Origin of the sequence: Shewanella sp. SM87 (assembly GCF_025653705.1) — a bacterium.
In the GTDB taxonomy this organism is placed as follows: Bacteria; Pseudomonadota; Gammaproteobacteria; order Enterobacterales; family Shewanellaceae; genus Shewanella; species Shewanella oncorhynchi.
Genome location: NZ_JAKKSC010000012.1, coordinates 23,030 through 49,544 on the forward strand (window position 1 = coordinate 23,030; position 26,515 = coordinate 49,544).

At 45.6% G+C, this 26,515-nt stretch carries 21 protein-coding genes; 15 read left to right on the top strand and 6 right to left on the bottom strand.

Features of this window, described 5'->3' with window-relative positions:
• From gspE to gspC, 3 genes are read right to left on the bottom strand one after another with little or no spacing between them, the layout of a single operon-like run.
• Entirely contained in the window at positions 1-1,566 is a 1,566-nt protein-coding gene (gene gspE / locus L5M11_RS11420; protein ID WP_263192121.1) for a type II secretion system ATPase GspE, read from the bottom strand.
• Positions 1,559-3,673 (bottom strand): type II secretion system secretin GspD, encoded by a 2,115-nt coding sequence (gene gspD, locus L5M11_RS11425; protein WP_263192122.1) that lies wholly within the window; start codon positions 3,671-3,673, stop codon positions 1,559-1,561. Before gspD ends, gspE begins: the two co-directional genes overlap by 8 nt.
• 24 nt (positions 3,674-3,697) lie before the next feature.
• Positions 3,698-4,627, bottom strand: coding sequence for a type II secretion system protein GspC (gene gspC, locus L5M11_RS11430; RefSeq protein ID WP_131525237.1), 930 nt, complete (start codon positions 4,625-4,627; stop codon positions 3,698-3,700).
• A 253-nt stretch (positions 4,628-4,880) separates the two neighbouring features.
• On the opposite strand from gspC, the gene hslR reads away from it, so the two are divergent.
• From hslR to L5M11_RS11450, 4 genes are all read left to right on the top strand, one after another.
• Positions 4,881-5,279, top strand: a complete 399-nt coding sequence (gene hslR / locus L5M11_RS11435; RefSeq protein ID WP_011848177.1) for a ribosome-associated heat shock protein Hsp15 — start codon at positions 4,881-4,883, stop codon at positions 5,277-5,279.
• 14 nt (positions 5,280-5,293) lie between these two features.
• Positions 5,294-6,154 carry an Hsp33 family molecular chaperone HslO gene (hslO, locus tag L5M11_RS11440; protein WP_105250990.1) on the top strand — a complete coding sequence of 287 codons (861 nt, stop codon included), beginning with the start codon at positions 5,294-5,296 and terminating at the stop codon, positions 6,152-6,154.
• Between the two features lie 198 nt (positions 6,155-6,352).
• Positions 6,353-7,894 (top strand): phosphoenolpyruvate carboxykinase, encoded by a 1,542-nt coding sequence (locus tag L5M11_RS11445; protein ID WP_263192123.1) that lies wholly within the window; start codon positions 6,353-6,355, stop codon positions 7,892-7,894.
• 254 nt (positions 7,895-8,148) lie between these two features.
• Positions 8,149-9,708, top strand: a complete 1,560-nt coding sequence (locus tag L5M11_RS11450) for an AbgT family transporter (RefSeq protein WP_263183184.1) — start codon at positions 8,149-8,151, stop codon at positions 9,706-9,708.
• A gap of 115 nt (positions 9,709-9,823) precedes the next feature.
• Here L5M11_RS11450 and L5M11_RS11455 read toward each other — a convergent pair whose 3' ends face one another.
• Complete coding sequence (locus L5M11_RS11455; RefSeq protein ID WP_263192125.1) at positions 9,824-11,293, bottom strand: OmpA family protein; 1,470 nt, start codon at positions 11,291-11,293, stop codon at positions 9,824-9,826.
• Between the two features lie 280 nt (positions 11,294-11,573).
• On the opposite strand from L5M11_RS11455, the gene L5M11_RS11460 reads away from it, so the two are divergent.
• The 5 genes from L5M11_RS11460 (at position 11,574) to L5M11_RS11480 (ending at position 16,721) form a co-directional block, all read left to right on the top strand.
• Entirely contained in the window at positions 11,574-11,942 is a 369-nt protein-coding gene (locus L5M11_RS11460) for a hypothetical protein (protein WP_263192127.1), read from the top strand.
• A 39-nt stretch (positions 11,943-11,981) separates the two neighbouring features.
• Positions 11,982-12,770: a hypothetical protein gene (locus L5M11_RS11465; RefSeq protein WP_263192128.1), complete on the top strand. Its 789-nt coding sequence runs from the start codon at positions 11,982-11,984 to the stop codon at positions 12,768-12,770.
• A gap of 2 nt (positions 12,771-12,772) precedes the next feature.
• Positions 12,773-13,234 carry a hypothetical protein gene (locus tag L5M11_RS11470; RefSeq protein ID WP_263192129.1) on the top strand — a complete coding sequence of 154 codons (462 nt, stop codon included), beginning with the start codon at positions 12,773-12,775 and terminating at the stop codon, positions 13,232-13,234.
• A gap of 64 nt (positions 13,235-13,298) precedes the next feature.
• On the top strand, positions 13,299-14,603 hold the full coding sequence (locus L5M11_RS11475; protein WP_263192130.1) for a hypothetical protein: 1,305 nt from the start codon (positions 13,299-13,301) through the stop codon (positions 14,601-14,603).
• Between the two features lie 384 nt (positions 14,604-14,987).
• Positions 14,988-16,721 (top strand): hypothetical protein, encoded by a 1,734-nt coding sequence (locus tag L5M11_RS11480; RefSeq protein ID WP_263147086.1) that lies wholly within the window; start codon positions 14,988-14,990, stop codon positions 16,719-16,721.
• Between the two features lie 130 nt (positions 16,722-16,851).
• On the opposite strand, the gene L5M11_RS11485 is transcribed toward L5M11_RS11480, so the two are convergent.
• Entirely contained in the window at positions 16,852-17,208 is a 357-nt protein-coding gene (locus L5M11_RS11485) for a hypothetical protein (protein WP_263147090.1), read from the bottom strand.
• Positions 17,209-17,756: 548 nt separating this feature from the next.
• Here L5M11_RS11485 and L5M11_RS11490 point away from each other — a divergent pair.
• The 3 genes from L5M11_RS11490 (at position 17,757) to L5M11_RS11500 (ending at position 22,587) form a co-directional block, all read left to right on the top strand.
• Positions 17,757-19,007, top strand: a complete 1,251-nt coding sequence (locus tag L5M11_RS11490; protein ID WP_131525701.1) for a dicarboxylate/amino acid:cation symporter — start codon at positions 17,757-17,759, stop codon at positions 19,005-19,007.
• A 273-nt stretch (positions 19,008-19,280) separates the two neighbouring features.
• The gene (locus tag L5M11_RS11495; RefSeq protein WP_263192131.1) at positions 19,281-20,417 is read left to right on the top strand and encodes an FUSC family protein; all 1,137 of its coding nucleotides are present in this window, start codon (positions 19,281-19,283) and stop codon (positions 20,415-20,417) included.
• Positions 20,418-20,550: 133 nt separating this feature from the next.
• Positions 20,551-22,587: a M14 family metallopeptidase gene (locus L5M11_RS11500; protein WP_263192132.1), complete on the top strand. Its 2,037-nt coding sequence runs from the start codon at positions 20,551-20,553 to the stop codon at positions 22,585-22,587.
• Between the two features lie 25 nt (positions 22,588-22,612).
• Here L5M11_RS11500 and L5M11_RS11505 read toward each other — a convergent pair whose 3' ends face one another.
• Complete coding sequence (locus L5M11_RS11505) at positions 22,613-23,380, bottom strand: class I SAM-dependent methyltransferase (protein WP_263183199.1); 768 nt, start codon at positions 23,378-23,380, stop codon at positions 22,613-22,615.
• A 269-nt stretch (positions 23,381-23,649) separates the two neighbouring features.
• On the opposite strand from L5M11_RS11505, the gene L5M11_RS11510 reads away from it, so the two are divergent.
• From L5M11_RS11510 to L5M11_RS11520, 3 genes are all read left to right on the top strand, one after another.
• Complete coding sequence (locus tag L5M11_RS11510) at positions 23,650-24,435, top strand: hypothetical protein (RefSeq protein WP_263183200.1); 786 nt, start codon at positions 23,650-23,652, stop codon at positions 24,433-24,435.
• A gap of 309 nt (positions 24,436-24,744) precedes the next feature.
• A complete protein-coding gene (locus L5M11_RS11515; protein ID WP_219251733.1) occupies positions 24,745-25,215 on the top strand; it encodes a hypothetical protein in 471 nt (156 codons plus the stop codon).
• A gap of 121 nt (positions 25,216-25,336) precedes the next feature.
• The gene (locus tag L5M11_RS11520) at positions 25,337-26,029 is read left to right on the top strand and encodes a hypothetical protein (protein ID WP_263192133.1); all 693 of its coding nucleotides are present in this window, start codon (positions 25,337-25,339) and stop codon (positions 26,027-26,029) included.
• The last annotated feature ends 486 nt before the right edge of the window (positions 26,030-26,515 follow it).

The window sequence follows — 26,515 nt, forward strand, 5'->3', positions numbered from 1 at the left end:
TTACTCCTCGCGAGTCACACGTAGCACTTCTTCGAGAGTGGTGATGCCCGCGAGCACTTTGCTCATGCCATCGTGACGAATGCTCGGTACAAACTGACGAATATACTTTTCGATGGCTAACTCTCCGCGGCCGCCATGGATCAATTCACGCACATTATCGTCAACCAGTAAAAGCTCATGAATACCGGTTCGACCACGGTAGCCATTGTTACCACAGGATTTACAGCCATTGGCACGGAAAATACGTCTGTCGTCATCGGCAGGTATGCCCAGCAACTCACGCTCACGCGCATCGGGCACATGCTCGATTTTACATTTAGGACAAAGGGTTCGGATCAAACGTTGAGCCAACACGCCGAGTAAACTTGAAGACACGAGGAAAGGCTCTACGCCCATGTCTTGCAAACGTGTAATCGCGCCAGACGCTGTGTTGGTATGCAGGGTTGAAATCACCATGTGACCAGTGAGTGACGCTTGCACCGCAATTTGCGCGGTTTCGAGGTCACGGATCTCGCCTATCATCACGACATCGGGGTCTTGACGCAAAATAGCGCGCAGACCACGAGCAAAGGTCATGTCGGCCTTAGTGTTAACTTGGGTCTGACCAATACCGTCTAACTCGTATTCGATAGGGTCTTCTACTGTGAGTATGTTGGTGTCTTTAGAGTTGATCTCCGTCAAACCCGCATACAGAGTGGTACTTTTACCCGAGCCCGTTGGGCCAGTCACCAAAATGATCCCGTGAGGACGACGAATAAGATCTTCAAACTTAACGCGAATACTGTCGGTCATCCCCAATTGTTCTAAATCGAGGTTGCCAGTATTTTTATCCAGCAGACGCAGTACAACACGTTCACCGTGGCTCGATGGCATGGTCGATACCCGCACATCTACCGCACGACCTGCGATTCGCAGCGAAATACGGCCATCCTGTGGCACACGTTTTTCGGCGATATCGAGGCGAGCCATAACCTTAATCCGCGACACTAACAGCGACGACAGTTTACGGTTTGGCTTGAGCACTTCCTTAAGTACACCATCGATACGGAACCGCACTACAAGCTGTTTCTCGTAGGTTTCGATATGGATATCCGACGCTTCTTCTTTAATCGCTTCAGATAACAAGGCATTAATCAGTTTGATGATAGGCGCATCATCATCACCTTCGAGCAAGTCTTCGGTCTGCGGCAGCTCTTCGGCAAGGGTGAATAAATCCATCTCGTTGCCTATGTCTTCCATCAACTGCTGCGCTTCAGACGAGTTCGCCTGATATGCTTGAGTGAGTTTGGCCTCAAACTTTGCCACTTCGAGCTTAACCAAAGGCAAATCAACACCCGAATAACGCCGCGCTTCGAGCATAGCCGTTAAGGGTGTTTTACTCGTATAGAACAAGCTTAACTCGCCCGTTTCACCCAGCGCGAGCACCACATCGTGGCGGTGTGCGAAGGCAAAAGGTAAACGCTCTTTACTGCTCGAACGAAAGACCTCATCACCTTCAGCTTCAAGGCCTAGCTCATTAGAGACTTGGCTGAGGTCATCGACTTGGGATAGTTGAATTTCACTCATTGGTTTTATCTTTGTTTTTGTTTTCATCGAGCGTTTTGAGCGTTGGATCCGTTTTACGCATCTGAGTATCTAAGCCTTTACCTTCTTTATAACGCTCTAAAATCTCGTTAACTTCAGGAGGTAAATACTCAGACTGATTCCATTCTTCCAACACTGGCACTTGAGTATTTGGCATTAAGTTCACGCCACGCTCTTGCTGCTCAAGCTGTAATGCTCTGAAATAATTATATTTACGCCCAGCAATCCCTTCCATCGTGATGCCATCACGTATGATCGTTGGCTTGATGAAGATCATGAGGTTTTTCTTCGTTTTTTTGCTCGAAGAAGATTTAAACAAATGTCCTAGAATGGGAATATCACCCAAGAAAGGTACTTTTTGTATACTTTCTTGTACTTCTTCGTTGATCAAACCACCGAGTACCACAATTTGACCAGAATCCGCCATAACGGTAGTGGTTAACCGACGAGTCGCGAAGGAAATATCCACGCCTGTATTACCGTTAACCCCAGAAACTTCCTGTTCAATCGTCAGCTTAACAGAGCTGCCTTCGTTGATCTGTGGCACCACTTTCAGTTTAACCCCAACCTCTTTACGCTCAACGGTTTGGAATGGGTTACTGTTGCTCGAGCTGGCGGTAGAACCTGTCAGAATAGGCACTTCGTCACCCACAATAAACGAGGCCTCTTGGTTATCTAAGGTCGTAATAGAAGGCGTTGCCAGTACGTTTGAGTTAGTGTCACTCGACACTGCTTGAATTAAGGCACCAAAGTCGCCCATGGCCACGCCCCAAGCCATACCGTTCACTTTACCTAAGGCTTGGGCGAGTAGCGTCACATCTCCCTTAGTACTCGGGTTTTGACCTATCACCTGACCAGTGCTCGGGTTAGTGATGAATGTCCCTTCTTGATCTTGCGCCTGCCATACACCTGCACCAATTTCACCTATGGTTGGGCCTAAGTTATTAAACTGAGTACCACCACCCGCTTTCGCGGCCCATTGGACCCCAAAGCCGACGCTATCGCCTTCGGCGACTTCCACGATAATGGCTTCTACGAGTACCTGAGCACGGCGGATGTCGAGTTGATTAATCACGCTCTCGATAGTGCGCATCTGATCGGGTTCAGCACTGATCACTAAGGCGTTGGTTTCAGTATGCGCCATGATATTGATTTCATTACGGCGTTTACCACCTGCAGCCTGAGCGCTCGGATCTTTCTCGCCTTCCAACTTTTGGGCAAAACCGGTCAGCACTTCAACTAAATCTTCTGCTTTGGCATAACGTAGATAACGAACTTTTGTGTTACCTGTGCTGGCTTGTTCGGCATCGAGACGACGGATAAGCTCGACCACACGTTGGCGGCTCTTCTCATCACCACTCACGACCACGGCATTGATACGTTCGTCAGCAACCACTTTTGGCGCTTGGCCTGGCAATTGGGATTGGTTAGCGGTAGCACGATAAAGGGTATCGATAATTCGTACCATTTCACCCGCAGAAGCAAATTCTAACGGCACGACTTGCACCGAGGTATCGCCTTGCTTATCTACTCGACGGATAATTTCGACTAACTTGTTCACTACAGCAGCACGGCCAGACAACATCAAGACATTGGAAGGGTCGTAGTTCACTACGTTGCCGCCACCCGCATTATCATTAAGTTGGCGCAATAACGGCGCTAATTGCTTGGCCTCAGTGTTATACAAGGCCACGATACGCGTCACCATTTCATCACCAAGGCCGGGGTCGTTATCGTTAGCGACTCGAATTGCAGCGGTTTTGGCATCTTTGTCTTTAATGACTTTAATAACGTTATTTTCCATCTCAACGATGGCATAACCGTAAACTTGTAAAACGTTGAGGAAAAACTGGTAATACTGTTCATCGTTCAACAGATCATAACTGCGAACGTTGATTTTGCCGCGAATTGTCGGGTCAACTATGATGGTCTTATTCAGGTTTTTACCAACGATATTGATAAATTCTTGAATATCCGTGCCTTTAAAGTTGGCCGCATACTGTTCAGACCAAGCGAATTGGGAGGAGAACATGGCTGCACCCGCAACAACCCCAGCAATCAGCTTGCGTCGAATCCTTTTGTTATTCATTCTTTTTCTTTCCTCTAACGCGTGTTATTGCGGCAAACTAAACATGATTTCAACCAATTGTCCTTCCCGCTCAACCATAATAGAAACTTCGGTTAACTCGGGTAATTGGCTCATCATTTCTAACGCTTGACTCATTACGGTCAAGTCGTATCCATTAATTGATTTGGCTAAATCGTTAGCTTTAAAACCCGCCTGCTTAAACAAATTGGCGTCTTTCCCTGGATTCAAGCGATATCCCGCCACAGCGTCACCCTGTCTGACAGGTGAAATGGCAATATAATCGGTGATCTTACTAGGGTCGGCTAACAATTCGGTGCGGGATTCGGCGAGTTCTTGGGAGATTTCGGCATTTTTACGTTGATCGACACGGCTCACTGCCGAGCCAGTCTTATTAGTCTTAGCTTGTTGTAACTGCTGATTGGCTGGGCTTTGGCTAGTATAAACTAAGCCATCGAGCATTAATGTCTCGTAACGGCCAGCGTTAGTGATGATAATACGGTCGGCATAGACTTCTTTCAGTGATGCCGAAGTGCCCTTGATTTTATCGCCTAAGCTGTAGGTCTCTTGGCTGCCGTTTGACTCAATGATTGCTAAGCCTTTCTGATCCGCTGTCGATGCAACAACGCCAGTGAGCTGAATAGAGAGTGTGGTCTTAGGCGCGTCGGTCACAGTCTCAACAACCTCAGTTTTTGGCTTTTCAGATTTAGCATCTGCCTTACCAAAGAGACCAAGCTGCTGTAAACCCGCAAGATCAACCTGCCCAGCACCTTTACCCGTCAGGTTAACGGGCGTTGGCGACCAAGCACTGGGTGATGAGCTAGTAGGCACTAATTTCCATGTAATTTGCGCGGCTAACAACATGATCACAATAAAACCCAACCAGAAGACTATCCGGCTTAAGGGCTTATGGGGCATGCCAATGGCTTTTGCGATAACTTTATCTAATAAATCCATATTTTATGTGGACCCTCGATACAGGTCTCTGTTCTGATTATAATAATTAGGCGGTTACCGTCTCATGCTAACCTAGGCAGCATTTGGCAACAAGCCCATAACAGCATTCAAATTGGCGAAAATAGGCCAATTATGCTAACTTTGCCCGCCATAAAAGGGTGTGAAGCACGCCACCCTTTAACATAATAGAAATGCTCTTCACGCATTTTCTTGCTCGGCATGTGAACTCATCGATCTTTTAGCTGGAGACACTATGACTCAAGGTCAAAGCGATAAAACAGACATTCGACTCGATAAGTGGCTTTGGGCTGCACGTTTTTATAAAACCCGTGCCATCGCCAAAGAAATGATTAACGGCGGCAAAGTACATTACAACGGCCAGCGTGCCAAATCTAGTAGGAATGCCGAGATAGGCGCCGTCCTTAAGATACGCCAAGGATATGACGATAAAGAGATCGTCATAAAAAAATTATCGCAATTACGCCAAAGTGGTGCGATTGCACAAGAATTGTACGAAGAAACCGCGACAAGTCTGGCTAAACGGGCCATTAATGCTGAGCAACGACGCCTCCACATGCTCAATAACCCGATACCCGATCAGAAACCAGATAAAAAGCAACGACGCCAGCTCATGCGCTTTAAAGACCTTTAACAGTGAGATACACGATGAACCAAGATACTTTACACCGCTACTTGTTCGATAATGCCGATGTGCGCGGTGAACTGGTACAGTTACAAGACAGCTATCAACAAGTGATCAGCGCCCAAGAATACCCAGCCGTACTGCAAGTGCTACTGGGTGAATTAATGGCAGCCACCTCACTATTAACCGCTACATTGAAATTTAGCGGTGATATCAGCGTACAGTTACAAGGCAACGGCCCTGTTTCTTTAGCGGTGATCAACGGTAACAATTTACAAGAGTTACGCGGTGTGGCTCGCTGGAATGCTGAACTCGCCGATGATGCTAGCCTCACAGAACTCTTCGGCCAAGGCTATATGGTCATCACCTTAACACCCGACGAAGGTGAACGCTACCAAGGTGTCGTTGCACTAGACAAGCCAACGCTTGCTGCCTGTGTTGAAGAATACTTCAATCAATCTGAGCAGTTACCTACTGGAATTTGGTTATTTGCCGACGGCAAACAAGCGGCGGGCATGTTCCTACAAATTCTGCCAAGCCAGCAAGATCACAACGCCGACTTCGAACACTTGAGCCAACTGACGTCGACCATCAAGGCCGAAGAGCTATTTACTCTTGATGCAGAAAGCGTGTTACATCGCCTCTATCATCAGGAAGAAGTACGCTTATTTGATCCTATCGATGTGAGCTTTAAATGCACTTGTTCCCATGAGCGCAGTGCCGGCGCGATCAAGACCTTAGATCAAGCAGAAATCGAAGCCATACTCGCCGAAGATGGCAAGATAGAAATGGGTTGCGAATATTGCCACGCTAAATACACCTTTGATGCCATAGACGTAGCAACCTTATTTGCTAACGGTCAAACATCAACAACCCAGCAGTAAAACGACTCCCGCTAAAAAATGGGCGCCCTATTTGGCGCCCATTTTTTATTCATACCTATAATCCCCTCACACATTGCACTCGGCTTAGGCTACAATCGCCCTCACTTTGTCACCTAGCACGACTCAGGCGATAAATAAAATTAAATCGGCAGACGATCGATATTAAAATAACCTTACAAATCAAATGGAGACCTCACTATGGCGGATGGATTAAACCGCGTTCACTTTAACCCCTCAACAGCACAACTTGTCGAATTTGCCCTGCTACGCGGCGAAGGTGAATTGACAGCCAATGGCGCATTAGTTGCTAAAACAGGCGCTCGCAGCGGTCGCTCACCTGGCGATCGTTTCATTGTAAGAGAACCCAGTTCAGAAGCTGATATCGAATGGGGCCCAGTCAATCAGGCTTTCGATCCAGGTGCTTTTGAAGGTTTATGGGCACGGGTTGAAGCTTACCTAGCCGATAAAGAACTGTTTGTATCTGATCTCGAAGTCGGTGCTGACACTGAACATTACCAACCAGTACGAGTCACCACGCAATACGCTTGGCACCAACTGTTCGCCCGCAATCTATTTATCATTCCTGAAGAATTTAATCGTAAAGACAAACCAGTGTGGCAGATCATCAATGCCCCTGACTTTGTTTGCGTACCAGAACGTGATGGCACTAACTCAGATGCGACCGTGATTTTAAACTTCACTGAACGTAAAGTGCTGCTTGCCGGCCTGAAATACGCTGGCGAAATGAAAAAGTCTATGTTCTCAGTGCAGAACTTCCTACTGCCAGCCCAAGGCGTGCTACCTATGCACTGCTCAGCCAACGTAGGTAAAGATGGCGACACTACGCTATTTTTCGGTTTATCTGGCACAGGTAAAACCACACTCTCTGCCGATCCAAAACGCTTCCTTATCGGTGACGATGAACACGGCTGGGCACCCGGCGGCGTATTCAATATTGAAGGCGGTTGCTACGCCAAATGTATCGATTTAAGCCTGAAGAATGAGCCCGTGATTTGGGATGCGATTCGTTTCGGCACTGTGCTTGAAAACGTCGTGATGGACGAACACCGCGTACCTAACTACAAAGACAGCAGCCTAACGGAAAATACTCGCGCAGCCTATCCGCTGGAGCACATCGCCCAACGTAAAGAAGACAACTGCGGCGCTGAGCCACATGCGGTTGTATTCTTAACCTGCGACGTATCTGGCGTATTACCACCGGTTTCTATCCTGACCAAAGAACAAGCGGCATACCACTTCTTGTCTGGCTATACCGCCAAAGTAGGTTCGACTGAAATCGGCTCAACCTCGGCGATTCAATCCACCTTCTCAACGTGCTTCGGCGCACCTTTCTTCCCACGCCCTGCTGGCGTGTACGCAGAACTGTTGATGAAGCGCATTGAGTCCTTCGGCAGCCAAGTGTACTTAGTCAACACTGGTTGGACTGGTGGCCCACACGGTGTAGGTAAACGTTTTGACATCCCCACCACCCGCGCCATCGTCGATGCGATTGTCAGCGGTGAGTTGAAAGATGTTGAAACCGTCCACTTAGACACCTTGAACCTCGCCGTTCCTGTGGCAGTAAGTGGTGTAGACAGCAATTTACTCAATCCAATCAACACTTGGGGCGATAAAGCGCTATATGCCGAATACGCCCAGAAGTTGGCCGAAGCTTTCACTAAAAACTTCGCTAAGTATCAAGTGTCAGACGCTATCCGCAATGCAGGCCCAAAAGCATAAGCGCGTAGTGGATCCATTCGGATAATGTAATCAAACACATTGTTGAGTAAAAAAGCGCGGGTTCTGTCATGAACCCGCGCTTTTTATTTGCGGCTAAATTGATTTAGTGATGATTAAATCCACCCACACTAAAGCCACTACGATAGATTTTTATGTGTTTTATTTCTTATCGATTAGTTAAACCAAGCTTAAATTAATGCTGCGTTTTTATAATCACCGATAACAATCATCATTTTTTAGGAAGCGGCACCCAAATGGAAAATCATAAACCTGTCACTGGATTCCAGCGATTTCTCAATGGCGTCGAAGTCGTCGGCAATAAACTGCCTGATCCGGCGGTATTATTTGCGATGTTTCTGGGCTTAGTCTGGTTGATCTCTTGGGGATTATCGGGTGTCAGTTTTGATGAAATCGACCCTCGTACTGGTAACCCGATTCAAGTCGTCAATATGCTTGATGGTGGTGCGTTAACCGCTTTTACCTCGGCGATAGTCACGACCTTTGTCACTTTCCCGCCGCTAGGTGTGGTGCTTGTGGCCATGCTGGGCCTAGGCGTTGCTGAACATACTGGCTTTATTAATGCAGGGCTGCGCTCCATTTTATCTATTACCCCCAAGATGTTACTCACTCCGGTATTGATAGCCGTGGGTATTCTAAGCCATGTCGCGGTTGATGCGGGTTATGTACTCGTTATCCCACTCGGCGCGGTGATCTTCTATGCCGCGGGTCGTCATCCCTTAGCCGGTATTGCCGCCGCTTTCGCTGGCGTATCCGGCGGTTTTTCTGCAACCGTTGGCGTGCCATCCAGCCTTGATCCTATGTTAGCGGGCTTAACTCAGGCAGCGGCAAGATTATCGGCCGATCCCGCGGCCGCCACATTAACGATTAACCCACTGAATAACATCTTTTTTACTTCGGCTTCTGCCATTTTAATTATCTTAGTTGGCTGGTTCTTAACGGATAAAGTTATCGAGCCGCGCCTAAAAAACACTGCGGTGAATGGCGATCCCAGCACGCTCCCAACCCTAGATGAACTGCAACCCCATGAGCGCCGCGGACTCAAATTCGCCATGGCCGCCATGTTGTTGTGTGCATTAGGATTAGTATTAACCGCCTATGGTGAACATTCTGCTTGGCGTGCTACTGACGGCGCCTTAACCAGTGCTTCAGCCCCCTTAATGCGCTCCATTGTGGCGATTATTTTTGTGTTCTTCCTCGTGCCCGGCATAGTGTATGGCTATGCCGCTGGCACGGCAAACAACCACAGAGCCATTATTCAAGGCATGAGCAAATCCATGAGCGGCATGGGTTATTACATCGTGATGGCCTTCTTCTGCGCCCAGTTTATTTATGCTTTTGGTCAATCTAATTTAGGCGCGTTAATGGCCATTAAAGGCGCGTTGGCGTTAAAGGAATTAGCCCTTCCTATGGGTGTGACTTTGGTGGGAATTGTGTTTCTCACGGCGTTCGTCAATCTATTAGTGGGTTCCGCTTCAGCCAAATGGGCATTGATTGGTGCCATTATGGTGCCCATGTTAATGGAGCTGGGTGTATCACCGGATTTGACTCAAGCCGCTTACCGAGTGGGCGACTCATCCACTAATATCATCACCCCACTGATGCCTTACTTTCCGTTAATTGTGGTGTTTTGCCAAAAATACGTTAAGGAATCAGGCATCGGCACCTTAGTGGCACTGATGTTACCGTTTTCAATCAGTTTTCTTTTACTTTGGAGCGGTTTCTTACTGGCATATTGGGCCTTAGGCTTGCCTCTAGGGATTGGCAGCTCGCTCTCCTTCCCGGCACTATCTTAGTGTGAATATCGCTTGGCTGAGATTTTCGGCTGAGCGATCACAGATAAACAAAAATGGCGCCCACTTAGTTAACTGTGAGCGCCATTTTTATATCTATTGAATCAAGCTATTGTGTTTACTTAGTATCCGATCTCAGCACTAACTCTACTCGACGATTCTGTTGTTGCCCCGCCTCATCATTATTGCTGGCAATGGGCGCATGCTCGCCAATACCCACAGCTTCAAGCTGTTGAGTTTTAATACCATGACTTGCGGTAAGCAACTTGACGACTGCAACAGCACGACGTTGTGACAAACCTTGGTTATAAGCTTGGTTGCCTTTGTCATCAGTGTGGCCAACCACATAAAATGCGCGGCTTGGGTTAGCGCTTAAATAACTCGCCAGCACTTCCACAACGGGCAGAGCTTCTGGTAATAACTTGTCGCTATCGTACTCAAATAACAGCCCTTCTAGGGTGACATGTCCTTTAGCTTCAATTTGATCAGTCAAAGCCGCAAGGTTGATACCGACACGGTCATCCTTAAGTTGAGTTTCTTCCAATACCCGTAACTCTGTCCATAAGCCGCCAATAAAGCCAATGGTATAAGTACTTACATGCACATTGCCCTCGGGGCGAGTTAAGGTATACCAGCCATAAAACTGGCTCTCTTCATTACCAATATTGACTAAAGAATCAATTGCCTCGACAAATTTTCTTTCAGGGCCACAGGCCTCTCCCTTACACTCAAATTGCGCCTCGAAGCCGAGTTTAGTCAGCGCTGCTTTATAGTTGCTAAACACCTCATAACTTGAGTATTCCTTTGGCAACTGATAACCATTCTGAGTCAGCTTACCTGCACGCTCCACCACCACAGGTTTGTTGGCAGCATCCATAGCAGATACGAAAGCTGTGCTAGCAAAACCCTGACGTTTAAATTCATGAATCACAGCGCCCTTTAAGCGACTTAGCAACGGATGATCTTCAGCACCTTCAGTGTCCTTTTGTACATTGTCATTAAACTCAATCTGCTTAGGTGCTTGTTGTAAAAATGCCGCATTAGCAGTGACTAAACCTAAAGGTTCAGGCACAACTTCTAAGGTCGTGATATGGATAGTTGCATAAGAATTAGTCGTGCTTGCAGTTTGTACCGCAGTATAAAACTCTTTCTGCTCATGCTTAACTCGAGCGAATAAATAACCATTATCGACACCAATCACGCCATCCAACAAGGCAATATTCTCTCGCAATATCCGAGTATTACCGCACGTTTCAAGACGACACTCGAATAATACTTCACCGCCAAGCTTTTTCAATTGAGCCCGATAATTATCGAGTATATGGTTAGGACTATATTCAGGTGCTAATTCGTATGTTTGCTGCTGTAACTGGCCAAATATCGGCTTAAAGCTAAAGTCCGCTCTACTCTCGCCAACGCTGATAATAAAAGGATACTCAACATAGTGGCGAGTCAGCTCTTCTTTTAACTTTGCCGTAGGAAACAGTGTAAATAATTCCTCATCGGCCGCCTTTAACGGCAACGACGTAAAAGTACCCATTGATAACGCCAATAAACCCACTAAGCAACCTGAACTGAAAACACGCATTAATATTTACCCTCCATAGAAATACTGGTGAGCAAGTTAACACTAAATGCAGTATCAAATAACAAATCAGAAACAAGTTAATACTTTAGCGTGATTGTGATGATGAACTCTACACGCAAAAATAACTGGCGAAAAAAACAGGCTAACAACATATTAGATGTCAATCGCTTAGCCTGTCTGTTAGCCGAGATTCACTTTCATCACAAGGATGTTTATTTTGCGACTACCCCACTCTGCCCGCGCTCTATCCATAATCGCCCTTTTATTTATGCCTCTATGTGTGCAAGCAGTAAATCAAAAATTAGACGATGAATTAACCCAACGCTGCTTAGGCACTTTCGATTTTATTAAGACCCAAGACCTAGCGGCCTTTATCGCTCTTATGCCGTACGCACCAACTCAAAAAGAACAGGAATATGCTGGCGAGATTTTGCAACGCTCCCACAAGCGCTGGTATGTTGACCGAACCATGGATGAAATTACTCCCAAAGGCGTGAGCTACAGCCAAGCAGATGAATTTAAACGGCAAAAAGGCGCTATCCAAGAGGCAAGAGTTAAACTGCTGATCACCAGCCCCAATGAACAAGCCTCGGTCAGTTGCAAATTTGTCGAGACGCAAGAAGGTTGGTTCCTCTCCAAATTGCCGTAAGTGACCTAAAACAGCCAACGACATAAAGGCAAGGTAGTGATGCAGTATTCGCAATTATCTAAAAAAGCTCCAAGATTTATCAATCCTGATGGATTACCTGAACAGCTTCGCCTTGCAACTAAAAGCCATTATGTTCGTCGAGGGTTAGCATTATTGGCGCTATTGCCACTTTCGGCATCTCTTATCATGGCGATAACCCTCGACGGCGGTGAACAGACTTTTTACCAGTTTGTGGTGGCATTGTTGCTACCTGTAGTGCTCATTCTCTGGGCGTTCAAGCAGCATTTGGTACTTGATAATCCAAGTCAGCAACGTTTCGTACAATCACAATTTTTGGGTTATCACTTCAAAAAAGCCTACCTAGCCCCACTGAAATCTACCGAGTTACTACTGCGCCACGATAGCTATAAAAGAAATCAATATGAGCTTAAGTTGCATAATCTTGTGTACCCCATCGGGGGTTTAACCGATACCACCCAAGCTATGATGTTCTTTGCACAGACATTTAATCTCTCTGCCAAAGAGCAAATCACCCAATTTCCCAATATCCGTGAGCTAGACATACTCTCATCGAATGAACCATTTATCGCGTCACTCTCGCTAAATGGTCAGGATAAACCTATCGCGCAAGAGGTCGACACCATCAACACGGCCGATGGATATAGCGCACAAGCGATTGACGCTAAAGAGAATGACAATCCTACTCATCGTCCGCCTTCGGCAGATATCGAACCACTTTGGCACCCCAAATTAATACTTAAACTGTTTTATCCGCTGCCATTTATTATGGTGTTTGGCTTTGCGATGAAGTTTATTGGAAGCCTATAGCGATGCACTTTAAACAACTCTCACCGACCATAGCAATCATGGCTAAAACTCGAGCACAAACCATTGGGCGCTGGATTTTTGCAAGCCTAGTCGCTTCAATCACCTTATTTAACGCACTAGGTTTTGAACATTGGTCCTATGGCGAAGTGATTATCTGGTCATTCATTGCACTTCTTAGTTGGCATCTGCTATTTGCTCGAAGGCGTATTCAGATTGATCTCGAACGACAACTGATCACCACTAAAGTCAGTTCGCTCTATCCGCTAACTCAACAAGTCATCCCCATCAACCACATCGCAGCATTTCAAATACGGCAACGTCTCGGCCAGCCCCATGGGTATGATTTGTTGATAGTGATGGATACTCAAATTGAACCATTGAAATTTCAATATGGTGACTTGCACCAAATACAGGCGATAGGTAAGCAATTATCAACATTTTGCAATGTTCCCCTGCTTAGCTAACTGGAACCTACTATGTATGTTTTAAAATAATCTGAAAATTGAAGCTAAACGGATATTGATACTTATGGAAAAGATAAGAATTATTGCACTGTGTAGTTTACTTGCCTGCAGTATTTTTCCTGCTAGCGCCGCACAGGATAGAGATCAGGCTTTGGCGACTTTTGACAGCCAAACAGTACCACTCATAGAGCAAGCCATTGCATTAGGGGAAACAGCGCCTGAGGACAAAATTGACGATGCGTTAGATCGTCATCAAGGCGATGCACTTGCCGTTATAAGGGAAGGCATTCCTCAACGTCTGGCGATTAAGGCAAAGCAACAGCTTACGTTAGCGAATGAGTACCTTAGGTATTTTAAAGAATTACAGCAGCAAGTTCCGCATGCGAGTCAATGCCATCAACCAGAACTTGTGGCAGATTTCAGAACACAAATCAAAGAGCTCAACGCCTATGTGGATAGGCTCAACACTTACCCTAAACTCCAAAACCTAGGCGACGCTTTTCCAACCTTAATGGACATGAATATTAATCAGGCACGGGTAAACACCTTAACGAGTCTGTTTCATCGATTTCGGCTCTGTGTTTTAGGCGATGATACACCAGCTATTGTCGATGGACTCACAGGCGAGAAAGGGGATGCAATAGCCAACGCCTTGATCAATGCATTTGCTGCTAAACAGGGCTTGCCCCACCCAACTGCATCACAAAATATGGCAGATGAAATGGCTAAAGATGATGCGCCAATACTCGATGATATGGGAGATGAACAAGCCCTCGAAGAGGATATTGGGCCAGACAATAGCGAGTCTGATGAGCCTGAAACGGAGCTCGCTACTGAAATTTCACAACCGATATCCGCCGTTAAATTCAGCAATATGCCACTTAATGACTGCATCCAAAAACAAACTAAACTCTTCACTATTCAGCAGAGCCAAGAACTCAGTCTGCTTAACTGCCAATTTAACCCCACAGACATAGTGACGTTGCAAGATCTCAGCGCCTTTAACAATCTCGACACCCTAAGCTTAAAAGGTGGCACGATCAGCACACTCGGTAATCTGAACAGTAATAATCTTAAAACCTTAATGCTGACCGATATGAAGGTCACTGACTTTTCGGGTAAAAACATAAAACTCGATAGCCTGTTCCTCAGCCGCATTAGCTCAAATAATTGGCCAAGCTTAATCGAACTTAACGTCCAGACCATCAGCATTGACAAAACAGTGAATTGCGCTGAACTCAAAACATTATTGGCATCAAAAAAGCTTATTCCTATCCATCCTGGACTGAGTCCAACAGAAATGGCAGAACGTATGCAACAAGCAGAAACCAATGGCATACCGCTGTTAATGCTGGAATGTGCGATCTAACCAGCTCAAGTCTCTCATTAAAATCTTCAAGCTAAGTATGCACCTTTCATACTTTTGCATACTTTTGCATACTTGTTTGATTTTTAAACAGAAAGGAAAATACACAAGCAATTAACACTAGCACAACAGTCGCCTGAGTTAATTACAGGATTGGATGTTAAGTCGTAGCGAAAGGGATTTCTCTAAAAAATGGTAAACGTCTCATCAAAAGCGTTCTCAATTACTATCCGCTATTGCCTACCCCGTCATCGTACCCAATGTAAAGCTAATCACATTTGAACAATAGAAAAACGCTCCAAGATATTGATTCATATTAAAATAAAATAGACACAGCTTAAATAATGGCGATGGAAGTTGCCGAGTATATTCACGTAAGGATACAAGATGTTTAAACCTAAACTGCTCTCTTTGCTTATCGCCACCAGTTTGCTGACGGCATGTTCTGGCTCGGACGATAAAGATGATACAACACCGATCCCAGAGCCGACGCCACCCACAGAATACGCACATAAAGTCACAGGTCAGGTCACTTATATCGGCGCTATCGCGGGGGCCAACGTGTGCGTCGATCTTAACCAGGATTTAAGCTGCTCTGAGGGCGAACCTAGCACAACGACGGATACCGATGGTAAATATCAAATAGATTGGAAAAGCGAGACCGAAAAACCTAACTATTACCTGTTGGCCAATTGGATTGATAACGCGGCGTCATCTGCACGCTCAGCATTGGCGATGAGCTCCGCCGCAGCTAACACCAACGCCACCACTGGCGGCATGAATATCGTTGCCCTGCCCGATCATGCGGGTCATATCAATGCGCTGACTAATATTGAATTTTCACGCTATCGCAAGATGATTGAGGCCGACTTAACGCCACAGCAAGTGATTGAGTTCCGAGCAAAACTAAAAACCTTATACGCCAGTGGATTTAAACAAGTTGAAGCCGATTTATTTAGTCTTTCGCCCGAAATCACCCTGCAACCGACATTTATCGACACGCTGCTGTTACACGATTATCTGCTAAATCTCACCAATGAGCGCACAGTGGAAATTTTGGCAGCCATCGAAGTGTTAATCGCCGCATTTGAAGCCTTCGAGAATTTAATCCTAGGGTATGGATTTGGCACTGATGCTTATCTGCAAACCAATCCTGTTGCCGTCACTAATAAGGTGGAAAGCACCTTAGTGTCCTTCGGTTATATGGAAGCGCCGGTTGATGACAAAGCCATGAACAGTGTTGACTGGGATAATGTGTATAGCAGTATGCACAATCAAGCAGGCGAATTACACGTACTCAGTATACAAACCGTACGCAACAGTCATTTTATCACCTTGGATTATGGTGTTGATAAGCAAAGCCTTACTGGCGTAATCTCAGGTAAAGTCGCTATGCTCATCGAAAAAACATCTCAAGAGGATACTGAAACCGAATGTTGGAATGAGCCGATGCAAAAATGGATTAATTCCACACGTAACGATCAAGGTTATGCCAGTAAAGAGCCGATCATCGAGGGCAACCTATTAAAAACCGTCTACGCTGGCACTGATGTCGAAATCCAAATGAATTTTCAGAAGTACCAAAACAGTGCCGCTGACTGGCAAGATTTGCTAGTGAACCTCCCTGCGGATCTTAAACTGGCGCCACTCGCTTGGCCTGCACAGATATATCGTATGGATCTTAAGCAAGTTGCCGATGTGATTTGCCGCAATGAAGCTCCCATCAAACATGAAACTGATGTTGCAACAGCAAGTCAGATGTACTCTAAGCTGCTAGTGCAACTCTTCTGGTCGTACGCTTACCCTGACGGGTATATTCAAGATACGCCCAATAAGTTCACTCTTCTCGATAGTTTCGGCCAACCCGAAGCGCAATATGAATGGGGCATTAGTACCAGTCCAAGTAATGAGCAGCTGTTGACCATAACTCAAATAGTTGAAGACCCTATTGAGCGCGAAATGGTTAGTGCACACTACTACCTAGTCAGCCCTTACTTGCTGACCGAAGTTGAGCTAAACAAGGCTTTTGATACATCAGTAAATAAACAGTTTTATCGCTTCACCTACGACAGCAGTTTCAGCAATACGCTGTACAACCACTTTAAGTCCTTAGCAAAGTAAACCTTAATCCATCCGCGCCCCTGAAGTGACATTTCGGGGCGTTTATCTGGGCTCATCTTAAGTGGCTAAGCGCCAAGGTAACGTAGGGGCGACTCGTCACCCATAGCGCCATCAAGCAAATTAGCACCGATTAAAGGCTTATAAACGCATCTCGCTCATAGTAAAAGATAATAGCTTCAAGTAGTTCCTGTTCACTGGGCTGAGCTTTTTGCTGCTTAATATTATCGATTACATCCTCGATTTGATCCATATTGAGCAGATAGCAATAACCATTGTTTATCAGACTATCTTCAAACTCATCGATTTCTTCATTAGACCAATCCCTCATATCATCGACAATTGGCAGTAGCCGCGTGGTCAGTTGGAGAATTTCATTTTCCGCAGTATCTTGATAAACGAGCCAATATTGTAAGCCTCGCTGAGTAATACACTTATTAATCCAGTTTTTTAACGGCTCTGATTCGCCAAGGAATGATCCTATATCCACCAATGTCTCCTTCATATTAACGTCAGAGTGACATGTTAACTTGCTTAAAAAATATAAGTCTATGGCTTTGAGTTAATCTGCTTCTTCCAATCACTTGCAGTCAGTTCATCCATAAATAATGGAAAAAACGGGTTGTATACCACAGAAAAAACTACGCAAAGGTTAAAATTGATACTTTCAACAGTCGTTATATCTACCCAACGCGACTCTGCAACCTAACGCAAAATCACAATTCATCAATCCAGAAGTTAAAAACCCACAATAAAATAAGCTTTATTCATTTTTAAGTGCATAAATTTAAGCATTCCTCATTTAACGTTAACGTGATTTAGACTTTGGTTATTTTGAAACCAAGGTTAGTGATGTTTCACAATCCCCTGCTATGCAATTGTGGTACTTTACTCGGTCAAAAATGTCGGGCATTTGCCTTTAACATAGAGTGAACCTTTAGCCTAGATTAAGCCTTAATCACTAAGCCTTGAGTCGTCTAGGTTCAAATCGTCTGTGCATGACACAAAATGCTGCGGCAACTGGGGAGTTTCGCAAGAATGAAGAGCAAGAGTTTATTAGGTAACATTGGTGTGCAAGTGGTTATTGCCATGATTATCGGTGCACTGGTGGGTTTTATGATGGGCGAGAGTGCAAGTGTGTTTGCACCACTCGGAACCATTTTCATCCATTTAATCAAAATGCTAGTGATACCACTGGTATTGGTTTCTATCATCAGCGGAGCAGCGAGCTTAGGCGATAGCCCATCGGCGGGTAAGATTGGCATTGGCACTTTCGGCTTTTTTATTGTCACGTCGGGCTTTGCCGTTGTGCTTGCACTCTTGATGGGTAATCTGTTCCAACCGGGTGCAGGCGTTGATTTTACCGCCCACAGCAGCACAGACTTGATGGAAGTAACCAAGGAACATGGCGCATTACCAGGGGTAATGGATACCTTTATCGGCATGATCCCAACCAATGTGTTCGAGTCGCTGAACGGCGGTAACATATTACAAATCTTAGTCTTTAGTATCTTCTTCGGCATCGCACTGACTAAAGTTAAAGGCGATGGTGCTAAACCTATTTTGGCCGCACTCAACACAGTCGTTGATGCCTTTGTGTGGATGATCAACTGCGTGATGATCATTGCCCCTATCGGTGTATTTGGTTTGATGGCCGATTCTGTCGGCACCTTCGGTTTTGATGCACTAGAAGTCGTGTTTAAGTTATTCGCCGTGTTTGTGGCTGCGATTCTGATCTACGGCTTTATCTTCTTCCCATTAGTGGTGCAACTCTTCTCAAGAGTGTCGGCGCGCCAGTTTATTTCGGCAATGAAGAAGCCGCAGGTAATGGCCTTATCGACCGCCTCTTCAATGGCGACTCTGCCAGTGAATATGGAAACCTGCGAGGAAGATCTTAAAGTCTCTAAGGCAACAACGGCTTTTGTACTACCGTTAGGCGCCACCATTAATATGAGCGGCAACGCGATTTATTATGGTTTAGTGGCCATGTTCTTCGCCCAAATGTATAACGTTGATCTGTCGATGACAGCCTATGCGGCCATCATTTTCACCTCAACCTTAGGTGCAATTGGTCAAGCAGGTGTGCCGGGCCCATCCTTCTTAGTAGTGGCAGTGCTGTTAGCTGCGGGAATTCCTATCGATGGTTTACCTTTGCTGTTTGCATTAGACAGGGTTTTTGACATGATCCGTACCGCACTCAATATCACTGGCGATGCAGCTTGTGCCTTGATTATGGATAAATACACAGAAGTTGACGTTAAAGCGGATAGTGAGCGCAGCTTAAGCTAACTCAAACACTTTGAATATAGGCTTGAATAGGCAACGCTTATTCAAGCCTTTTTTATATCTGCAGCACGGTATAATGGCCTGCCCTACACGCATCAGTTAAGCCTATTTAATCTGAGTGTTAATGTGATCTCTCCCGCGCCATCCACTAAGCTCAATTTGCTAGATTTCGCAATTTACATTTCTTTATGGCGCTATGGCCGCAAGTGACACGGTTTTTCTGCGATACTGCCACCAGATTAACATCGTTAAGTTAGCTCAAAGGAATTTTGCCCTATGTCTGTATTTGCCCCAGCCACACCCTTTGCCGACTTTATCTATCGCCATTTCCGCTCAATCCACGCCCTAAAGCTCGGGCTAGCCTTACTCGTTGCTGTCACTATTAATGCCATTTGGGCGCCACCGCATTTTATTTGGAGCATGGTCACGATAGTGATCATTATGATGAGCTTGCCTCAGGTAGGCGGCGCGATTGAAAAGTCGCTACAAAGGGCGATAGGCACTTGTTTAGGCTCAGCTTATGGGGTGATGTTAGTTGCCACTGTGGACAGTTATTGGCTAATCATGAGCCTGCTGATCTTAGCCGTTAGCTTGATTTGTTTTATCTCGGCCGGACGTTATAGCTATGCCTATTTAGTGGCCGGATTTACCATCATAATCGTGGTCGGCGACGCCAACCATGACACCTCTGAGGCACTATGGCGCACGGCCAACATCCTCTCCGGCTGCGTGATTGCTATTTTGGTCTCACTGTTCATTTTTCCGATTAAAGCTAAACAAGATTGGCGCTCCCAACTCGCCCATGCCATCGACAATATGGCCGAAGTATTAGCCGAGCATCTTAAGGCACCCGCCAATCATGAGCTCGATTTTCGCGCTAGACTGGAGGCTGCGATGAAAGCCGTACTCACTCAAAAGAAACTATTTTTCTCCTTGGAATGGGAAAGTCAAACCCTCAAAAAACACAAAGTGCTACTGTCGCAGTTAGCCAATAAACAAGTGCGCTTAATCACCTTACTTGAACTCTTACCCTTAACCCGCTGGCAGGAAGAAGACAAAGACGCCTATCTGCAGATTAATGCGGTTGCCTCTGAGCTTGCCTTCTATTTGCAACAACTTGCAGAATTTGTAGCGGGTAAAGCTCAACAATTGCCGACACTGCCAGAATGCTTAGATCAAGAATTGCAACACAGACTCCAGCTTGCCCTAGTCGCAGCCACTCAAGCATCAACCGCAGATCCAGTGACAGCCGTAAACGACCAAGTGCCGCAGGGATTTGCGCTCACAGGTTATAGCTGGCTAATTTATCAGCTCGCGATTGCCGTCGAAGCACTTTATAAAGACATTGCCATTATCGACATTGCCTATCACAAGCGGCCAGCTTCTCAGATAACGCCCAACAAAACGGCTTAGTCGATTTTCCCATTTCGCTTAGTGCTTAAATCCATGTCAGAAATGCCGGATAACCCTTAGCCGCCCTTGCGTTAACGGGGCGTTTAATGAAAAGATACCGTCCTAATAAAAATTCGATAGATGGACTCTTTTCATGCGCTTGTTTTCTTTCTCCGTTATCGCCATTGCCTGTCTCTCTACGGGCAATCTGTACCCTGGTAATGCTTTTGCCAATGATGCGAAAACCACAACCCAAACAACTCCGGCAGCCACTATGGCGCAAGCCTCTACCACCGAAACATTGGCAGTTGGCTCCCCAGTAATCACAACGTCACAGGATGCAAGTCCAGCAGCGAATAGCCAAGCGACTGAAACTGCGACTAATGTACTGGCCGATACCACAGTTGCAGCGCCAGAAGCACAACCAGCGCCCATTCCTGAACGAGCCAACACCTTTGTCAACGATGCGATTTTACCGCCAAACATCACTTGGTCTGGCGCCAGCGAATCGCTCATGTTAAGTGTTGATAGCGAGTGGGCGACTCCCTTTGAGCAAAGTGGCGGTATTGAAAGTCCAAGCTACGATGCCACTATCGCTTGGCTCGACAAACTCGCGGGCGAGACAGATAAATTACAAAAGGTGAGCTTAGGTAAGAGCCCACAAGGGCGCGATATTTGGATGTATATCGCCAGCAGTGAAGGCATTAATGAATCGGCACGCCTCAAACAAAACACTAAGCCAACAGTGCTAGTGCAGGCGGGAATTCATGCGGGAGAAATCGACGGTAAAGATGCCGGCATGATGCTGCTACGTGACATTATCCAAGGCGATAAAAGTGCCCTGCTCGATAAAGCTAACCTCTTGTTTGTGCCTATTTTTAGTGTTGATGCCCATGAGCGCAGCGGCGAATTTAATCGTGTAAATCAACGTGGCCCTGTGAATATGGGCTGGCGCACTACGGCTAATAATCTCAACCTTAACCGCGATTATGCTAAGGCCGACAGCTTAGAAATGCAGCACATGCTGCGCGCAATCAACGTATGGCAACCGGATCTGTATATCGATGTGCATGTTACTGACGGCATCGACTATCAATACGATGTTACCTTTGGTTATAACCTTGCCCAAGGCTTAAGCCCTGCGAGCTACCGCTGGCTCGAAAACAGCTACAGACCTGCGGTTGAAGCGGCATTAACGGAACAAGGCCATATTCCCGGCGCACTGATTTTTGCCGTGGATAACGCCGATATTAACAAAGGCATGTCGCTGTGGAATCCAAGCCCGCGCTTCTCTAACGGTTATGGCGATGCTCGCCATTTGCCCACCATTCTGGTTGAAAACCACAGCCTAAAGCCCTTTAAGCAAAGGGTGCTCGGCACTTATGTGATGTTAGCGCAAACCCTCAAAACCGTGGGTGAACAGGCGACGAAACTTAAGAGTGCGATTCAAGAAGATAAATACCGCGCCTCACCGCTAATCACCCTTACTTGGAAATTAGCACCATTAGAAAAAGGCTGGGATTTTAAAGGCATAGATTATCAACTTGAAAAGAGCCCCATCAGTGGCGCTGAAGTTGTGCGCTGGACAGGTGAACCTAAGCTTTACCCTAACTTGCCTGTGATGGCTGAAACAGTGCCCGACATTAAGGTCACTCGTCCGAGTGCTTACTATATTCCAGCGCAATGGACTCAAGTGATTGATCGTCTTAACGTGCATGGCATTCGCATGACCACGCTCAAAAAGCCAACCGAGTTGAAATTGCAGCAATATACCCTCAGCAATCCCGTGTTTAACACTAAGGATTTTGAGGGCCGCCAAACGGTCAAAGCCGAGTCAGAGTTAACCAAAGTCAGCACAACTCTGCCCGCTGGCACCATTAAAATCAGTACGGATCAACCGCTAGGTGATCTGGCGATTTTACTGCTTGAGCCGCAATCACCAGATTCTTTACTGCAATGGGGTTTCTTCAATCCTATCTTCACTCGTACTGAATACATTGAAGATTATGCGGTAGAGCCACTGGCGGCCAAGATGCTAAAAGATGATCCTAAGCTACAAGCTGAGTTCGACAAAGCACTGACCAATGCCGAGTTTGCCGCCGATCCTGAGGCACGCCTACGCTGGTTCTATGAACGCAGCCCTTACTACGACAACCAATACCTTAAGTATCCGGTTTACCGTAGTCGTTGATCATCGCGATTACAAAAGGCTGTGATTACGCTGGCTTACGCGCACTGATGCTATACACCAAGGGCACCTTCTGCCCTTGGTGTGTTAACACATAACGACCATCTTCTTGCGCTTCGAGCCCTTCAAAGCAGTTATAGGGGCTGAAATCAAACTCGTGGAAAAACTCCAACACTAAGCCCGCCTGCAATAACGCATTGATCACTTCAGATAAACTGTGCGACCAGCACATTAAGGTTTGCTGATCATCACCGGTATTTTCGGTATATGTGCCTTCCTGCTCTATGTCTGGCTCACCCCGATTAAAATAGCTATAGCCATCGAACAACTGCTGCGCCGGATGAAACTCGGCCATGTAAAACTGTCCGCCGGGTGTTAAACAGTCGGCAACCGTCTGCGCCCATAGGGTTAAATCCGGCAGCCAAACAATGGCACCATAGGACGTAAACACAATATCGTGAGGCTCAACCTTGCTCGCCACACTGTAAACATCGCTACAGATAAACTCGGCGGACAACTGTGTCCGTTCTGCCAGCTTTTGCGCTTCAACAATCGCGACCTCTGACAAATCGACGCCAGTGACTCTCGATCCCATTCGCGCCCACGACAAGGTGTCTAAGCCGAAATGACATTGCAGATGCAGCAAACTTTTACCTGCAACCTCGAGTTCACCTAGCTCAATTTCCCGCAGCGAAGTCTTACCACTAAGAAAGCCCGCCACATCATAAAAATCAGAAGTTAAATGTACCCGAGTGCGCGCATCCCAAGCCGTTTTGTTTGTTGTTAAATAATCCATCAGCATCCCTTCTTGTCTTTTTTGTATTTTTGATTCCGCGTGACTTACGGAGCTTAAACTAACTTAATAAATGAGCAATTTCACTAATCTATGAGTAAATCACCCATGTAGCGGACATGTCCGCACAGTTAACCTCGGACACTTTCAGCTTAACCAATTGATTATAAATGAAACTTAAAATTGGCATGGGCTGTGCAATGTCTTACACATCGCAAGACGACTCAGCACTCACCCAAAAAATCGAGTGCCAGATAAACAAGGAAGCTAACATGTCACTACGCCCATTTATATTCACCCTCGCTTTTATAGTGTTTTTTACTGCTGGGGTATCGCTCACTGGCTGCATTCTTAATGTGAACGCAGCAGGCATGCCAGACTTAGACCACCAACAACGCGAACTCACACTCGATAGCCAAGACTTACAAGGCCTGATTGCAGAAACTGGCGCAGGCAGTTTGGAAATTATCGGTGTCAAAGGCCTTAGCCAAATTAAACTCGTCGCCGACATCTATAGCAATAAGGACGGCAACGATGACAGCAAAGTCATTCTCACCCTTGAGAAAAAAGCCAATAAAGCCAAGCTCAAGGCCAACTTTGAGCAAACAGATTCTAACAATGACTCGCCCTATATAGACCTAAAACTGCAAGTCCCTGCGAACTTTACACTGGATATAGATGACAGTTCAGGGGCTATTTTGATCAACAAGATGACGTCGGACATGAACGTCAAAGACGGTTCGGGTGAACTCACTATCAACGGTGGTAACAATATCAACATAGAGGATGGCTCAGGTGATATTGAAATCAGCCAAATCAACGGCAGCCTAACCATTGAAGATGGCGCTGGTGCCATCAAGGTGACCGATATTCGCGGCAATATCGCAATTGATGACGGCTCGGGCAACATAGAGGTCGCCAATGTGCAAAGTGCTGTGACCATCACAGATGGCTCAGGCAACATTAATGTCTTTAACACTAAGGGATTAACGATTCTTGCGGCAGGTTCTGGCGATGTGACATTTAACAAAATCGACGGCCCAGTAAGCATGCAATAACGCGCCGTTTTACCACTCTACTCCCAAAGGTTTTACCCACTTCCCGGCGTAGAGGCTGATGTTGCAACGGTTCCCAGCCAAGATGTCAGTCTTCTACCCACCCTTTTAAGCGTATGCCCGACTTATGCATTTATGCCACTAACCCCTTGTAGTGGCATTTTTTTATACCGAAATTAAGCTTGAGTTTGCAGAAATGATGTTGATTTTATTCAGACCGTTACGCTTTAACCTTGTGGATTTGCTAAGATTGTCAGCCTTCCCACTTCAATAGTCGAAAAGTCACACTGTATTGCCAGTAAGGTCGAGAATATGGATCAGTTTTCGGAATACCAAAAAGAAATTGAAGCGCTTTCTCTATCGGATAACCCTAGACAGATAATGGAAGGACTAGGGGATATTTGTTTTGATGGCGAATCTTTTTATCGCAACGGCAATAAAGCCCTAGCCAAACACATTTTCAAGCATATTTACGCCTTAGATGCGCACTCAGACTATTTATCACACGCCAGGACTGTCGCAAAAGCCTTTCTTATAACCTTGGAAGAAATTCCCCCTATCTCCCTAGAAGATGTTATTTTACAGATAAAGCATGAGCATGCCTCATTAGCTACACATCAATTAAATCTGCTGATTGCAAAGCGTATTTTTAGGGAATTTAGTCACCATCAAGATGCTATCCACATCACTATGCAATATCTCACCCAAGCCGAGGCACTTACCCCTCTGAGCAAGAGTGACCTTCGCTTTAAAGCTTTAGTCAGCTCAAATAAGAGTGAGTAAAGGGATAGCGTGACAGAATAAATCATCAGAATTTAGAGCCGCTTCTCAAAAGAAATGCAAAAATATACCGGAAGAGATCAACGTTCTGAATTCGACAACCCAATTTTAATTAAGTGATAATATGGACATTTCATCTTTTAAGAAATATATAAAGTTAGCACCAGAAAATGTTTCAGAATGGCAGAGATGGGAAAATTCATTGCCTACCTTCGATTCTATATTACCAATATTGGATTATGTATATAACACTGAGTGGCAGCGAGATGATTGGAAAGCCATAATGGCATTCATTCGGAAAGGTTATGTTGAGCAAAATGAATCATCTGAATTGGTTGGCGGGATTAAGCATGTAAATATATTCAACTCCAAAGTTATTAATCTAAAAGTTGATGTCGCAATTTCATTAAACTGCTCCATTGTTCGTTCATTAGAGTCAATTAATTTATGCTCAGACTCAGTTGAATCATTAAGTGTGTCCCATGCAAGCAAACTCTCTGAAATTACCGGAAACACCCAGAATTTAAGCTACTTATCTTTAAATAAATGTCAAAAGTTAGATTTTGGTTCTATCATTTCAACGCTGGACAGCGTAAAAATTTTAGACCTCAGTGGAAACCCACAGTTGTCCAGTATTAACGAGTTGCGTGGAAATAAAAATATTTTTGCGTTGTATCTTGTTGAAACAAATGTAATTAAAACTAAAGAGACTGTAGAAATCTTGGCTTCGATACCAAACTTGAAAAAACTTTGGATTAAAGCAAACAAAAAGGAGTTGGAACTTTTGAGAGAAGCCCTACCTGGGATTGTAAATTAAGCATAGAAAAAGGCCGGACATGTAGTTCGAGAGCGCGAAAAGATCTGTGTAAGTGGCATTCTTAAGCTGTTGAATGGAGTTCAGAATACCAATAGCAGAAAAACTTATCGCTCAGCAGAAGAAAAAATCGACTCACCCCAATGCAGACCAGTCTTTGGTGACGATAAAAGCTTAACCACTTGATTTATTATGGAAATTAATCGTTAAACTATTAAGCACTGCCATTCTAGTAACTCGCCGCCCTTTCGTTTAACAAGAAGTGTCCCTATAGGCTCAACGGCGGCATCTGCTGCATACAGAAGTGCAAATACCGCGATCACATGGATGTGAAAGAGCGGCCATGCCGCCAACGGTTACTTCCATGACAGTGCTTAATCTCATTAACCTTTGAGTATACCTGTGGCCAAATTGAACAATGAATGCCTTGATAAACTTCACATATAATGTTGCATTCAAGTATGAGCAACATTGCCACTAGCCCCCAAC